This is a genomic window from Crocosphaera chwakensis CCY0110 (genome assembly GCF_000169335.1).
Lineage (GTDB): Bacteria > Cyanobacteriota > Cyanobacteriia > Cyanobacteriales > Microcystaceae > Crocosphaera > Crocosphaera chwakensis.
In genome coordinates this window covers 51,333-63,823 of record NZ_AAXW01000026.1, presented here as the reverse complement: position 1 = coordinate 63,823, position 12,491 = coordinate 51,333, and the positions used below count along the sequence as shown (strand labels likewise).

The following is a 12,491-nucleotide window of genomic DNA, read 5'->3' as shown; positions in this document are numbered from 1 at the left end:
GCTTATATAAAATCATTATTTAAACAATTACAACCTGTTTGGAATATAGTTCAAGAAATTGGTCATAATTATGATATAGAAATTAGTTGTGTAATTTATACTGATGGAGAAGTTCCATCAATTCATTTCGATCAAGAAATCATTAATAAAAGTCATCAAATTAATGCAGAAATAGATGTTGATTTATATATATTGCCAGACAACACAATAGAAAATGAACAAAAAATTAACAACTTAGTTGAATTTACATAAACTAAGTTGTTATAAGTGTAGCTGATTTAAAATAGAGATAAATAGGGACAATAAAACTATGGCAAATACGCCAATACAAGTAACAACGGATTTAAGTTAAGATTTTAGATCGTATTGATGATAATCTGAATAGTTTTCGTAAAGAGACAAATCAAAAACTAGAAAAAATAGACGAAAGACTTACGAAAATAGAGGTAGGCCAAGCGAGATTAGAAGCTGATGTGAGTACCTTAAAAGAAGATGTCAAAGAATTGAAAGGGTCAAGTAAAGCACAAATCTGGACGGCGGTCACAAGCCCTGCCCTTCGAGGGCAGGGTCGCCACCTCACATTAATTGGTATTTTAGGAACAGCAGTTATCGGGACAGTTATTCGTTTTGTTATTACTGCTTATCCAGGGGGGAATCCATATGCGATCGCACAGATGGGTAGGGGACAAGTTCTGATTTACATTAGGCTCTTCCAATTTTAGTAAGAGATTTATTAATTTTAGTCAACCAGTATATCTTAAAGTTCCTCGTCGTCAATTTATTGGTCCCCAATGTGGTAAATATCCAACAGAAGGTTTAGAATGGATAGAAACGAGAAGAGATTATACCAAACGTTAGACAACGCTAAACTTACATTAACCCAAAAATCACATATTAAATCTTCACTAACGACTTAAGTAAGTACACAAAATTAATTTCCTAGTGAGAATAGGCAAAAGGCAACGAAGTTATTGAGATGTGTAATTAATTTTGCTCAGGTACTTACTTTTTTGCAGTATATAGAAGTGAGTCCTAAAAAAATGATCCAAGTAATTAGATTGAAATCAGACTCAGGGACACTGGTTTTAGCTGACTCCACAGACACTATAGCATCTTCGGGTATTACTGAGTCCAAGGGATCGAAATTTTCGTCTGATAACGAAATAATTGTTAATGAAAGGAGACTATTGGGGGTTACTTGATTAGCAGTGAAGTCGAGGGTAGCTAAACTAAAACTGCTAGGTTGTTCAGTATTAAGGTCTTCAGGCGTATCTAAGATGGACAGATTAAAAAAAGAGACAATTCCTGGGGTAGAAGGATCGACTTTATTTGGAATATCAAAATTTGATAAATTGATTAAATTACTAAAGGTTAAACTGTCAAAAGTAAGAACATTAGGATCATAATTGAGATCGAAGTCAAATCCTCCTACGGAGGGTGATTCCATATCCCCTAGTTCCGAAATTTGCACATCTACTATTACTGAATCTCCTACCGCAACGTTTTGTGTTTGGGGAAGGAGTTCTAGGGTGATACTCTGAACAGGTTGTAGAAAGCTGAATAAGGATAATAGTCCCAAGTTAAGACCAGAAATTATACTAATCTGTTTCATTAGAAAGGAAAAGAATCATTAAGAAAATCATTGCTAAAATTTGGAATAATTTATCTCAATTTTGGCAACTACTTTCCTTATAAACCGATTCTTTTTCTTAGAAACACTATGTTACTAGACTAAAAAATAACTTATTGACTTGTAATCGTTATGTAAAATAAATTTTTTTTTGAGAAGAAAAATTAACATAAAATGATTTAGATGGTATCATTTATGACACTTGAGGAAAAGAAATACTTATCTATGTCTATATCAGCCCCAATTTTACATCAAGGGAGAGCCATTACTCTTAGACGTACGATTCCTGATGATGCTGCTTTGTTGTACGAGCAGATGTATTGTAATGCAGAATTTATGGGTTTATTTCGTCTTAATGATCTGGTTGCGAATGAAGAAGAACTTAGGGAAAGATTAGTTAAACGTTGGGAAGTGTCTCCGATTAAGAGTGGTTATTTGGAAATGTTAATCTTGCATAAACATCATGGAGCAATCGGTATTATTGCAGCAGCCGACTATATCCCTTTACATCAACGAGCTGAATTTTTGATTGGTTTATTCAACCCTAAATATTACTATGCTGGCTATAGTATTGAGGCGTGTTTAATGCTAGGTGATCTCGTTTTTAATCAATATAAATTACATCGTCTTTATGCTTATGCTTATGATTATAATCATCTGGCACAAAAAGCACTAACTTCTGGTGGTTTTATGGTTGAAGGGGTTATGAAAGAACATCTGTTTGATCAACAGAAAGAACAATTTGTGGATTTGCACATTTTTGGGATGACGGTTCAGCAGTTTCGTCAAAATCGTCGCATTGCCAAATTGTCACGTCGTTTAATTGGCAGAGATATCACTGATGGTGAGAACCATTCGTGAAAACGAAGGAGTATTCCTAGTCTTTCCTTATAGCAATCATTTTTAATTCATTTTTGATTTTTCATGAAGTTTTACGAACGATATATCCCTTTTCTGTCAGACTCCGAAGAATGGGGGTAAAACCCTGATTTTCTTGTTAGGTGTTGTTGGCTATAATAACAGAAATGCGTCAAAATTTCGGCAAGTTACACAAGAGTGATATTAGAGACTATTCTCAATGGTTACTGCATTAAACCCCCATTAACCGCAAAAAATGCACATTTCCTGAACTATCCCCAGCAATAATAGACACTCCATCAGGTGCAACGGCAACGCAAGTTATACTAGCTTCAGCAGTAAAAGTAGCGATACAATTTTCTGTCTTTAAATCCCAAATTTTGAGGGTTTTGTCGTCACTTCCAGAAATCACTTTTTTACTGTCAGTAGTCACTGCTAGGATATTTATTGAATAACTATGATTCTTAAGAGTGTTTTCTAAGTTTTCTGTGTCTAAATCCCAAATTTTCAAGGTCTGATCCCGACTCCCAGAAATCACTTTTTTACTGTCAGTAGTCACTGCTAGGATATTTATTGAATAACTATGATTCTTAAGAGTGTTTTCTAAGTTTTCTGTGTCTAAATCCCAAATTTTCAAGGTCTGATCCCGACTCCCAGAAATCACTTTTTTACTGTCAGTAGTCACTGCTAGGATATTTATTGAATAACTATGATTCTTAAGAGTGTTTTCTAAGTTTCCTGTAGCTAAATCCCAAACTTTTATGGTTCCATCGCAACTTCCAGAAATGAGCTTTTTGCCATCAGGAGTAACTGCCACTGCTCCTACTGCCAAACTATGACCAGTGAGAGTGCGAATTAGAGGTTGTGCAAGAGGTGAAGAAATAGTAGAACTTAGCAGACATAACCAAGGTGTATTTTTATATTGAGTAGCTGTTTTTAGATATTTTATTTCTTTTTTAAATAACTTTTTAATGTGAGGGAGATGTTGATAAGAAACTAATAAGCTTGTTAATTGTTTTGCTAATTGACTTTTATCTTTAGCGAGAATATGTCCTGACATATACAATGCTTTTTGAATTAACCTCAGTTCTTGCAAACGTAAGGATTCAGGTGGCAAATATTGACAAACAGGCTGACTGCGCTAAAGTAACGGTATGAGTCAAACTGAACCAGGAGTACAGTTAAATCCAGACGAATTAAACCAACTGTCAAAATCTGGGTTGGTACAAATTATCTTGGCTCAACAGAAACTTATCGAGCAGCTACAAAAAGAAATAGAAAAATTAAAGCTCAGTCGTAATTTAGATAGCCAAACCTCATCAAAACCCCCATCAACAGACTTATTGAAAAAGTCTGAGAAGGCTAAAACAACTGAAGACGATAAGGATAAGAAAAGAAAACCAGGGGGACAACCTGGACATAAGGGAAAAACAAGGAAAGGCTTTGGGAGAATTGACAGAATTCAAATCTTGCAACCATCAATATGTAGTCACTGTGGTCAAACAGAATTATTAATAGAACCAGTGAAAGTTGATTCTCAGCAGGTAGCACAACTGGTAGATAAACCCATTGAGGTAGTAGAATATCATCGTCATCATTGTCGCTGTGGGCATTGTGGTGAAGTGACCAAAGCGAATTGGTCGCCCAAGACCGTCCCAGGACAAGATTTAGGAGTGAAGTTACAAGCTTTTCTGGGATGGTTAGGGAATTATGGACATCTACCTTATGAAAAGCAACAAGAGATGTTGTGGGAGTTAGGGCAAATTGAGATAGGTATGGGGACCATCGTAGCCACCAATCAACGAGTAGAAACAGCCATTAATCCGTCGGTTGAACAATTATCCAAGTGGGTCAAAGTAGAACAACCCCCAATTCATGTTGATGAAACACCCTGGCCAGTGAAGGGAGTCAAAGAATGGTTGTGGGTATTTACCAATCAACTTTTCTGCCTGTTTCGGGCTGCTGATACTAGGGGGCGTAAGGAATTAGAAGATCAGTTAGGCCATGAATATGGTGGTGTTTTAAGTAGTGATGATTTGGGAGTTTACAATGGTTATACTGTTGTTGCTCAACAGAAATGTTTGGCACATTTACGCCGTCACTTTCAGCGATTAATAAAAACTCCAGGTCAATATAACAAAACCATCGGTCAAACTTTTCTCAAATTAATTGATGAAGCTTTCCGTCATTATCGTATTTGGCAAAACGATAAGAATAGGCATGGTTATCAAGTTTGGGCAAGACAATTCAAAGATAAGATAAAGATAGCCACAGAAGAATGGAAGCCTAAAGCCGGTTATGAAGCCGGAAAACTTTTGCGAAACCTTCGGCAAAAGGCAGAGCAATGGTGGTATTTTCTGGAGCATCCAGAGATCCCCCCTGATAATAATCTTGCTGAAAGATCCTTAAGATTAGCCATCACGAAACGGAAAGTTAGTGGGGGTTCAAGAAGCATGGAACGATTTAAACAAACAGCTAACTTATTGACGGTTATTCAAACTTGTCGTCGTCAAGAACGTTCGGTGATTGATTTTTTCGAGAAGTCATTAATAGCCAAAGTCGGTCATCCGAATTGTTTGTTTCCTTCCCTAATTCCTAACTTCTAGACCTGAATCCTTACCGATTTTGACTATCGGATCTAATATTAAAATAGTAAATACAATCAGGATTATTATGAACATATTTAGCAGCAATACTACTCTTACCTTCCCCTGGTTTTGCAACAATGGTAAAATAACCCCGATCATAGGTATTAATAAAGTTTTCTATGGACTCTAAAACAAACTGACGACCTACAAAAAGCCGTAATTTTTCGTCAATCAGTGCCTTAAATTTTTGTTGATATTTAAACAGTTTATCCCCTTTCCATTCTCTCGGATCAACAATATCAGTCGGTTTTATTTTTAGGAAGTTAGCAATATTTTTAACAACAAATCTATCAACACTAGCAGGAATCCCATTTTTTTTACCTTTTGTCCCTAATACTCTTTTCAATGTATCTAAACTGATATTAGTTTCTTTTGCAAAATCGTCTTGTGTTAACCCTGTTTCCTTAATTGCTTCTTTAAGTTTTTCTTGTCCTTGTGGACTTGATTTAACTGTATCAGAATAATTCATAGTAAACTTTCTGTGTAATTCCTTCACTCTAACAATACAAATGATATCATAATCTTAGTGTACAATATTAGGGCAGATAGGGTTAGCAGACTGTTCCTAACTGCCCTATTTTCTAGGGAAAAAAGAATACTAATTAATATCCCTGAATGCCCTATTTTTTAGGGCATTATTATTGCCCTAAATCGCCCTTTATTGTGAAGAATAACTATGCTAGAAATAAAGTGTAAAACGTTACAAGAATTAAGATCATGCCTAAAAAACCTAATAATAAAATATTTCGTTTGTTGGTAATATTGTCTAAAAAAGGAGTTACGATTATTCCTCAAGGTCAAATTACTATATCCTATCTTCAATTAATTGCTGGAATTCTTTCTGTAATTTTGTTTCTATCTACAGGAATGCCAATGTTATCTCAATTTATCCCTTCTGACTTCCTAGAGATCCTTCCTACTTCAGTCAAAAATGATGATAGGAAAGACGAGAATTCAACAAAAAAAAAGGTGGGCAATGCCCACCCTACTGGTTTAATAGTAGTTACCCACTTTTCGGTGGTGAATGGCGGTTAAACCATCGGGGTTAGAAACTCGTCCATTGGTGACTTTACTGTAAACAATCCAATGATCACTACATTCCATGCGACTGACAACTTCGCATTCTAAATAAGCTAACGCATCCACTAAAATCGGTGATCCATTCTTAGCCGTTTGCACATCAATTCCTTCAAAGCGATCGGCTCCAGGGGGAAATCGTTTAAGAAAATGTTTCATTAAGGGTTGATATTTCCCTTCTTCGAGGATGTTTAAAATGAAGCTATCACCCACTTGCATTAAAGACTCGATCGCCCGATCTTTGGCCACAGCAACAGTAAACCCTGGGGGTTCAAAACTCGCTTGTGTCACCCAAGAAGCTAACATTGCCCCGTTAATTTCTCCTTTGTTAGCCGTTAGGATATATAAACCCCCACTAATACGACCGATCGCTTTATCTAAGTCACTATCTAAGGACTTCCGTTGCTTTACCTTGCGATCTTGGGTTAGGTTTTGTCCTAAGTCGGTTCCTGCTTCTTCGCAGAGTTGATAAATGGCTTCACTGGGAGTATCTTTAACCCGAATGGAGTTGAACCCTTTACTTAACCCAGCTTCTCGGAATTTGGTTAATAAGGGATCGATGGGTTCATCATTTCCCCCATAAGATTCAAACATCCCGATATACTGTTTATCCTTAGCTGCAGCAATAATAGTTCCTATGTTACTGGTGGTTTCTTTGTTATGATGACCTTCTAAGGGAGGCATACCTATCACTAAACCAGCAGATCGACTAACGATCTCTTGGACATCTTGAGTATCAGCAGATTTAAGATCCACCATTTCCACGGCCACACCAGTTTTGGTAATACCCTTGGCAATAGCTTGGGAAAGGCGATCGCTGTATCCATAGTCAGACACATAGAACACTGCTACGCTTTTATCGGCTTTGCTTTGTTCTTCGCTCCAAGTGCGATAGCGTTCCACTAATTCATGGAGATTATAACGCAGCAAAGGACCATGACCATTAGCCACCGTAGAAATAGTCCCTAACTTGTCCATGCGTTTCATAGCAGAAAGCACTGATCGCGCGTTAGGACCCATCAAACACTCATAATAAAAGTGATAGTCTGGAGCAATATCATCTAAATGTTCGTCATAAAGCAGATCAGAACAATAGTGCATCCCAAACACATCACAGGTGAAAAGGGTTTCAGTGCCTTTGTCGTAGGTTAACATAGTGTCAGGCCAATGTAAGTTAGGCGCGCTAACAAATTCTAAAACGTGACCTTTTCCTAAGTCCAAAGACTCACCGCTTTTGACTAAAATGCGCTCAAAAGGTTCATGAATAAAGTCTTCTAAGAACTTAATAGCCACTTTAGAACCCACTACTGTTGCTTGGGGAGCCAATTCTAAGATATCTTTCACCAAGCCACTGTGATCGGGTTCAGTGTGACTAATCACTAAATAATCAATGGTTTTAGGATCAATGAGTCCGATTAGGGTATCTAAGTATAACTGACGAAACTTAGCATGGGAGGTATCTATAAGGGCAACTTTATCACCGCGAATGATGTAGGAGTTGTAAGTGGTTCCATTTTGCAGGCCAAACTCAATATCAAAGCGATCGCGATCCCAGTCTAGGGATCGTATGGTGGTGGTATCTTCGGCAATATCAGCAGTTTGTATAGTTAAACGATTTTCTGTTTTGATGGGAGTTGCAACCATATCCCTCTCCGTATAATATTTCCATTTTTGTTTATATTGTGACACGGTTCTTGGATAATGTGACTTTAAGTTACTTATGGAAAGGGTAAGATTCTATTAATCAGTTATCAATTATCAATGAGATGGTTAAATTAGTCGTACTGAGAATAAACACTAACCAAAATAGCCACAGTAGCCGTTACTAATACCCCTAATAAAACATTAAATAGATTAATCGTTTATTCTATTCTATTCTATTTTACTAGATATTTCTGTCGTTCAATATAATTTTAATGAGTTATATTTGATAGAAGTCTAATAAAATTTTTGTCAAAATCAAAAAAATCGGTTAAAATCTGTTTAAAATTCTAACAGTCTAAGGTTATGAGTGATCTTGTTCTTGATGTATCTAATCTCCGTATTGAATTCCCATTACAAGGACAATCAAATAAGGTAGCAGTAGATAATGTTAATTTTCAACTCAAAAGAGGGGAAATTTTAGGAATTGTTGGCGAGTCAGGATCAGGAAAGTCTGTGACCTCTTTAGCTATTATGGGGTTAATTCAAAACCCTGGCAAAATTGTTGAAAGAAGTAGTATTAAATATTATCAGCCCTTACAAGATAAAATTGAATTAACTCAGTTAAAAGAGGAACAATGGACAAAATATCGTGGGAAAGAAATTGCCATGATTTTCCAAGAACCGATGAGTGCTTTTAACCCTGTTTATACCATAGGATATCAGTTAACTGAAGCCATTAAACTGCATCAGAATGTAAGTCGAGAACAAGCTAATCAAGAAGCAATTAAGTTATTAAAAAATGTAAGGGTTTTAAAGCAAACTTGTCCCCACAAACAAGCAACCGATTATTTAAAAAGATATCCTCATGAACTATCTGGGGGACAATTGCAACGGGTAATGATTGCGATGGCTATTTCTTGTCAGCCTACTATTTTAATTGCTGATGAACCCACAACTGCTTTAGATGTAACAGTTCAAAAAGGAATTTTAGAGTTATTAAGAGGTCTTTGCAAAGATAATAATATTGCTATGATTTTTATCTCCCATGACTTGGGCGTGATTAATAAAGTTGCTGATAATATATTAGTAATGCGTGAGGGTAAAGTGATAGAACAAGGAGACAAAGAACAAATTCTCCGTTATCCTCAAGACGGTTATACTAAAGGGTTACTTGCTTGTCGTCCTCCCCTCCATATTAAAGTAGATAAATTACCTACTGTTGCTGATTTTTTAGAAGATAAGAAAGACCTAAATTTATATAAAGAAAGTGATTTAATTTATAAAATCATTCCCCATGATGAAATTGAAGCAAGAACTAAAGAAGCAGAAGAAAAAAAAGTTTTGTTGTCAATAGAAAAGTTGACTGTTGAGTTTGGAAAGTCAGCGTTTTTTGGATTGAAATCTAATAAATTTACAGCCGTTAATAATATTAGCTTTGATGTTTATGCTGGGGAAACATTAGGATTAGTTGGGGAATCGGGTTGCGGAAAATCAACGTTAGCAAGAACAATTCTGAGACTTATTCCAGCAGCCAACGGAAATGTTACTTTTGAAGCCTACGAAATTTCTAAGAAATCTATGAGTAATAAATGGTTACGAAACCTGAGAAAAAATATGCAAATTGTTTTCCAAAATCCCTATAATTCTCTCAACCCAAGATTAACCGTAGGTCAAGCTATCAGTGAACCAATGATTATTCATCAAACTCAACCCAATAGCAATAAAAGAAGAGAAATTGTAGATGCTTTATTGAGCTTAGTGGGATTAGATACAAATAGTTATGATCGTTATCCCCACGAATTTTCAGGGGGACAAAGACAACGGATTTGTATTGCCCGCGCTTTGGCATTAAATCCTCGTTTTTTAATCTGTGACGAGTCAGTTTCTGCTTTAGATGTATCCGTTCAAGCACAGGTTTTGAACCTGTTAAAAGACTTACAAAAAAAGTTAAAACTAACCTGTATTTTTATCTCTCATGATTTAAGTGTCGTCAGATTTATGAGCGATCGCATTATGGTAATGAATCAAGGGGAAATTGTTGAAATAGGAGAAGCAGAACATATTATTAATCATCCTGACAAAGAATATACTAAAAATCTCCTCAATTCTATTCCTGAATTCCCCGAAGATTTGAGATGGACATCAGACCAAACAGTTATCAGTGAATAGTGACCAAATAACTGATAACTGATAACTGACTAGGGCTTCACTCAGTCACCCTTTGTAGGATAGGATAAGAAAAATCTAGAATTATGTAACTGTATTAACAACTTATGTTTTTCAAATCTGCCTTATCTCGTATTCTGGCCTTAGTTTTGGTGGCGGTTGTCGCTTTAACGGGGTGTGGTAATAGTTCTGCTGGACTCTCTGGTAATTATAGCCAAGATACCCTTAAAGTTATCGAAACCTTAACTACAGCCATTGATTTACCCAATGACGCTGAGAATAAACAAGACATTCAGACTTTAGCCAGAGAACAAATTAATGATTATATTTCTCGCTATCGACGGGAAGATCAATCTGGGGGACTTCGTTCTTTTACCACCATGCAAACAGCATTAAATTCCCTTGCTGGTTACTACACTTCTTATGGTAGTCGTCCTATCCCTGAAAAGCTGAAAAAACGCTTAAAACAAGAATTTAAGCAAGCTGAAATCGCTATTAAACGAGGCATTTAGTTAAACTCCGTCGTTAAAGACGGGATCTTTTTGCTTATAATGTTCCAAGGTTTGATCATTCAAGCCTTTTTTTATTACTCTTTTACAAACGCCATGATTTCTAAACTTACTCTCTCTATAATCACAACTATTATATTAGGTAGTAGTATTACCCCCGTTATCGCTTCTGCTGAAGTTCCTATATTATTGTCGCAAAATTATAATAAGGAACAATTAGATGAATTATTGCGCCGCGGTAGAGATTATGTTGATAAAGGAGATTATCAACGGGCGATCGCGACTTATGAACAAGCAGCAAGTTTAGATAATGATAATGCGAAAATCTTTTCAGGAATCGCTTATTTACACAGTCAACAAGGAAACTATCAAGCTGCGGTAAAATATTATCAACAAGCCCTTTCCATTGATTCAAGTAACGCTAATTTTTATTATGCTCTAGGGGATAGTTTAGCAAATACTGGTGATAATAATAATGCAGCCTCTGCCTATTATTATGCCATTCAACTGAACCCCCAATCTGTTAAAAGTTATATTGGTTTAGGAGTTGTTTTACTCCGTCAAGAAGATTATGAAGGGGCAGCCGAAGCTTATAAACGGGTGATTGCCCTTGATCCTAATAATCCCGAAGCGTTTGCTATTATGGGATCATCATTACTACAACAAAAACAACTCGATCAAGCCGTACAATACTTAGGGAATGCAGTTGAACGATTTTCTGGCGATGTAGATTTACGGTTATTATTGGCTACTGCTTATTTACAACAAGGGCAATTAGAATTAGGAAAAGAACAATTAACAAGAGCAGAAAGACTTGATCCAAGCAACACTAAAATTCAGTTAAAAATAGCCCGTATTTATGAAGTACAAGAAAATCTAGATGAAGCTTTAAAAATTTATCGTCGTATCTCTTATCTTAATCGCAAATCACCAGAAGCTTATGCAGGAGTGGGGAGAATTCAATTAGCTCAAAATGATTATTTAGGAGCAATTATTACTTATAAAGATTTAATCGAACTTATTCCCCAAAATCCTGAACCTTATTATTATTTAGGAGTCGCTTTTAAAGAAAGACAGAGAACATCAGAAGCGAAAAAAGCTTTAGAGCGAGCGAAAAAACTTTATCAAGAATATGATAATACAGAAGGAATAAAAAAGGCAGATGAATTATTAGGACAACTCTAACTATAGCTAGTCTATTTGAATCGCGAATTGACTGGTTGACAAAAAGAAAAATCTTAAATTTTCCCAACTCATTTAGACGGGTTATAGAAAAGGTATAATTTAAAATATTCCTAGAGACAATCAATAATTGTCTTCAAAGTGTCTTTAATTCAGTAGGAGCTATATATCATGGTTAAAACCCTTTCTACCATGTTACCTTTGGGAACAAAAGCCCCAGCTTTTTCTTTAGAAGATGTGGTATCAGGGAACAAAATTTCTCTAGATACCTTTGCTGAGAAAAAAGCTTTATTAGTGATGTTTATTTGTGTTCACTGTCCTTTTGTTAAACATCTTCAAGATGATTTAGCAGTCTTAGGAAAACAATATGTAAATAAAGGGTTAGGAATCGTAGCCATTAGTGCTAATGATATCATCAAACATCCCGATGATGCTCCCGAAAACATGAAAAAATGGCAGAACGTTAGGGTTTAATTTTCCTTTTTGTTACGATGAAAGCCAAGAAGTCGCTAAAGCTTATACGGCTGCTTGTACCCCCGATTTCTTTTTATTTAATAATGATAATATCTTGGTCTATCGTGGTCAATTTGATGATAGTCGTCCTGGTAACGATGTTCCTATCACTGGAAAAGATTTAAAAGCAGCTATAGAAGATGTTTTACGAGATAGAAACGTTGATACTCAACAAAAACCTAGTATTGGTTGTAATATCAAATGGAAAGAAGGGAATGAACCACCTTACTTTGGTGTATAAGTAACGAATTGGGAGAATTATCC

General features: G+C 35.9%; 11 protein-coding genes and 2 pseudogenes. 9 read left to right on the top strand and 4 right to left on the bottom strand.

From position 1 onward, the window contains the following. Together CY0110_RS16260 and CY0110_RS16255 are read left to right on the top strand one after the other, a co-directional pair. Positions 1 to 252: DUF4279 domain-containing protein (locus tag CY0110_RS16260; protein WP_008276582.1), on the top strand; the 252-nt coding region annotated here is incomplete at its 5' end. Positions 253 to 353: 101 nt separating this feature from the next. Beyond that, positions 354 to 659, top strand: a pseudogene (locus tag CY0110_RS16255) (hypothetical protein); the annotation flags it as partial. 335 nt (positions 660 to 994) lie between these two features. On the opposite strand, the gene CY0110_RS16250 reads toward CY0110_RS16255, so the two are convergent. After that, positions 995 to 1,612, bottom strand: a complete 618-nt coding sequence (locus CY0110_RS16250; protein ID WP_008276580.1) for a cohesin domain-containing protein — start codon at positions 1,610 to 1,612, stop codon at positions 995 to 997. Positions 1,613 to 1,855: 243 nt separating this feature from the next. On the opposite strand from CY0110_RS16250, the gene CY0110_RS16245 reads away from it, so the two are divergent. Further along, a complete protein-coding gene (locus CY0110_RS16245) occupies positions 1,856 to 2,491 on the top strand; it encodes a GNAT family N-acetyltransferase (RefSeq protein ID WP_008276579.1) in 636 nt (211 codons plus the stop codon). A gap of 229 nt (positions 2,492 to 2,720) precedes the next feature. On the opposite strand, the gene CY0110_RS16240 is transcribed toward CY0110_RS16245, so the two are convergent. Continuing rightward, the gene (locus CY0110_RS16240; protein WP_008276578.1) at positions 2,721 to 3,548 is read right to left on the bottom strand and encodes a WD40 repeat domain-containing protein; all 828 of its coding nucleotides are present in this window, start codon (positions 3,546 to 3,548) and stop codon (positions 2,721 to 2,723) included. 94 nt (positions 3,549 to 3,642) lie between these two features. On the opposite strand from CY0110_RS16240, the gene CY0110_RS16235 reads away from it, so the two are divergent. Then, entirely contained in the window at positions 3,643 to 5,094 is a 1,452-nt protein-coding gene (locus CY0110_RS16235) for an IS66-like element ISCysp3 family transposase (protein WP_008272619.1), read from the top strand. Positions 5,095 to 5,104: 10 nt separating this feature from the next. Here CY0110_RS16235 and CY0110_RS16230 read toward each other — a convergent pair whose 3' ends face one another. Beyond that, the gene (locus CY0110_RS16230; protein ID WP_008276577.1) at positions 5,105 to 5,605 is read right to left on the bottom strand and encodes a helix-turn-helix domain-containing protein; all 501 of its coding nucleotides are present in this window, start codon (positions 5,603 to 5,605) and stop codon (positions 5,105 to 5,107) included. Between the two features lie 248 nt (positions 5,606 to 5,853). On the opposite strand from CY0110_RS16230, the gene CY0110_RS16225 reads away from it, so the two are divergent. Next, positions 5,854 to 6,171 (top strand): hypothetical protein, encoded by a 318-nt coding sequence (locus tag CY0110_RS16225; protein WP_035799660.1) that lies wholly within the window; start codon positions 5,854 to 5,856, stop codon positions 6,169 to 6,171. On the opposite strand, the gene CY0110_RS16220 is transcribed toward CY0110_RS16225, so the two are convergent. Next, on the bottom strand, positions 6,130 to 7,857 hold the full coding sequence (locus tag CY0110_RS16220; protein WP_008276576.1) for a diflavin flavoprotein: 1,728 nt from the start codon (positions 7,855 to 7,857) through the stop codon (positions 6,130 to 6,132). The two genes, CY0110_RS16225 and CY0110_RS16220, sit on opposite strands and share 42 nt — an antisense overlap. 363 nt (positions 7,858 to 8,220) lie before the next feature. Between CY0110_RS16220 and CY0110_RS16215 the strand changes: the two genes are divergently transcribed. From CY0110_RS16215 to CY0110_RS16200, 4 genes and pseudogenes are all read left to right on the top strand, one after another. Beyond that, positions 8,221 to 10,026: a dipeptide ABC transporter ATP-binding protein gene (locus tag CY0110_RS16215; RefSeq protein WP_008276575.1), complete on the top strand. Its 1,806-nt coding sequence runs from the start codon at positions 8,221 to 8,223 to the stop codon at positions 10,024 to 10,026. A gap of 104 nt (positions 10,027 to 10,130) precedes the next feature. Then, positions 10,131 to 10,535, top strand: coding sequence for a photosystem II protein Psb27 (gene psb27, locus CY0110_RS16210; protein WP_008276574.1), 405 nt, complete (start codon positions 10,131 to 10,133; stop codon positions 10,533 to 10,535). A 39-nt stretch (positions 10,536 to 10,574) separates the two neighbouring features. After that, positions 10,575 to 11,717 (top strand): tetratricopeptide repeat protein, encoded by a 1,143-nt coding sequence (locus CY0110_RS16205; protein WP_008276573.1) that lies wholly within the window; start codon positions 10,575 to 10,577, stop codon positions 11,715 to 11,717. A gap of 168 nt (positions 11,718 to 11,885) precedes the next feature. Then, positions 11,886 to 12,468 (top strand): annotated as a pseudogene (locus CY0110_RS16200) (thioredoxin family protein). Positions 12,469 to 12,491: the final 23 nt, after the last annotated feature.

Bases quoted from the DNA above. Each gene is read 5' to 3' on its own strand.
- CY0110_RS16240 (WP_008276578.1), bottom strand. From the start codon at position 3,548: ATGTCAGGACATATTCTCGCTAAAGATAAAAGTCAATTAGCAAAACAA.
- CY0110_RS16250 (WP_008276580.1), bottom strand. From the start codon at position 1,612: ATGAAACAGATTAGTATAATTTCTGGTCTTAACTTGGGACTATTATCC.
- CY0110_RS16205 (WP_008276573.1), top strand. From the start codon at position 10,575: ATGTTCCAAGGTTTGATCATTCAAGCCTTTTTTTATTACTCTTTTACA.
- CY0110_RS16245 (WP_008276579.1), top strand. From the start codon at position 1,856: ATGTCTATATCAGCCCCAATTTTACATCAAGGGAGAGCCATTACTCTT.
- CY0110_RS16220 (WP_008276576.1), bottom strand. From the start codon at position 7,857: ATGGTTGCAACTCCCATCAAAACAGAAAATCGTTTAACTATACAAACT.
- psb27 (WP_008276574.1), top strand. From the start codon at position 10,131: ATGTTTTTCAAATCTGCCTTATCTCGTATTCTGGCCTTAGTTTTGGTG.
- CY0110_RS16235 (WP_008272619.1), top strand. From the start codon at position 3,643: ATGAGTCAAACTGAACCAGGAGTACAGTTAAATCCAGACGAATTAAAC.
- CY0110_RS16215 (WP_008276575.1), top strand. From the start codon at position 8,221: ATGAGTGATCTTGTTCTTGATGTATCTAATCTCCGTATTGAATTCCCA.
- CY0110_RS16225 (WP_035799660.1), top strand. From the start codon at position 5,854: ATGCCTAAAAAACCTAATAATAAAATATTTCGTTTGTTGGTAATATTG.
- CY0110_RS16230 (WP_008276577.1), bottom strand. From the start codon at position 5,605: ATGAATTATTCTGATACAGTTAAATCAAGTCCACAAGGACAAGAAAAA.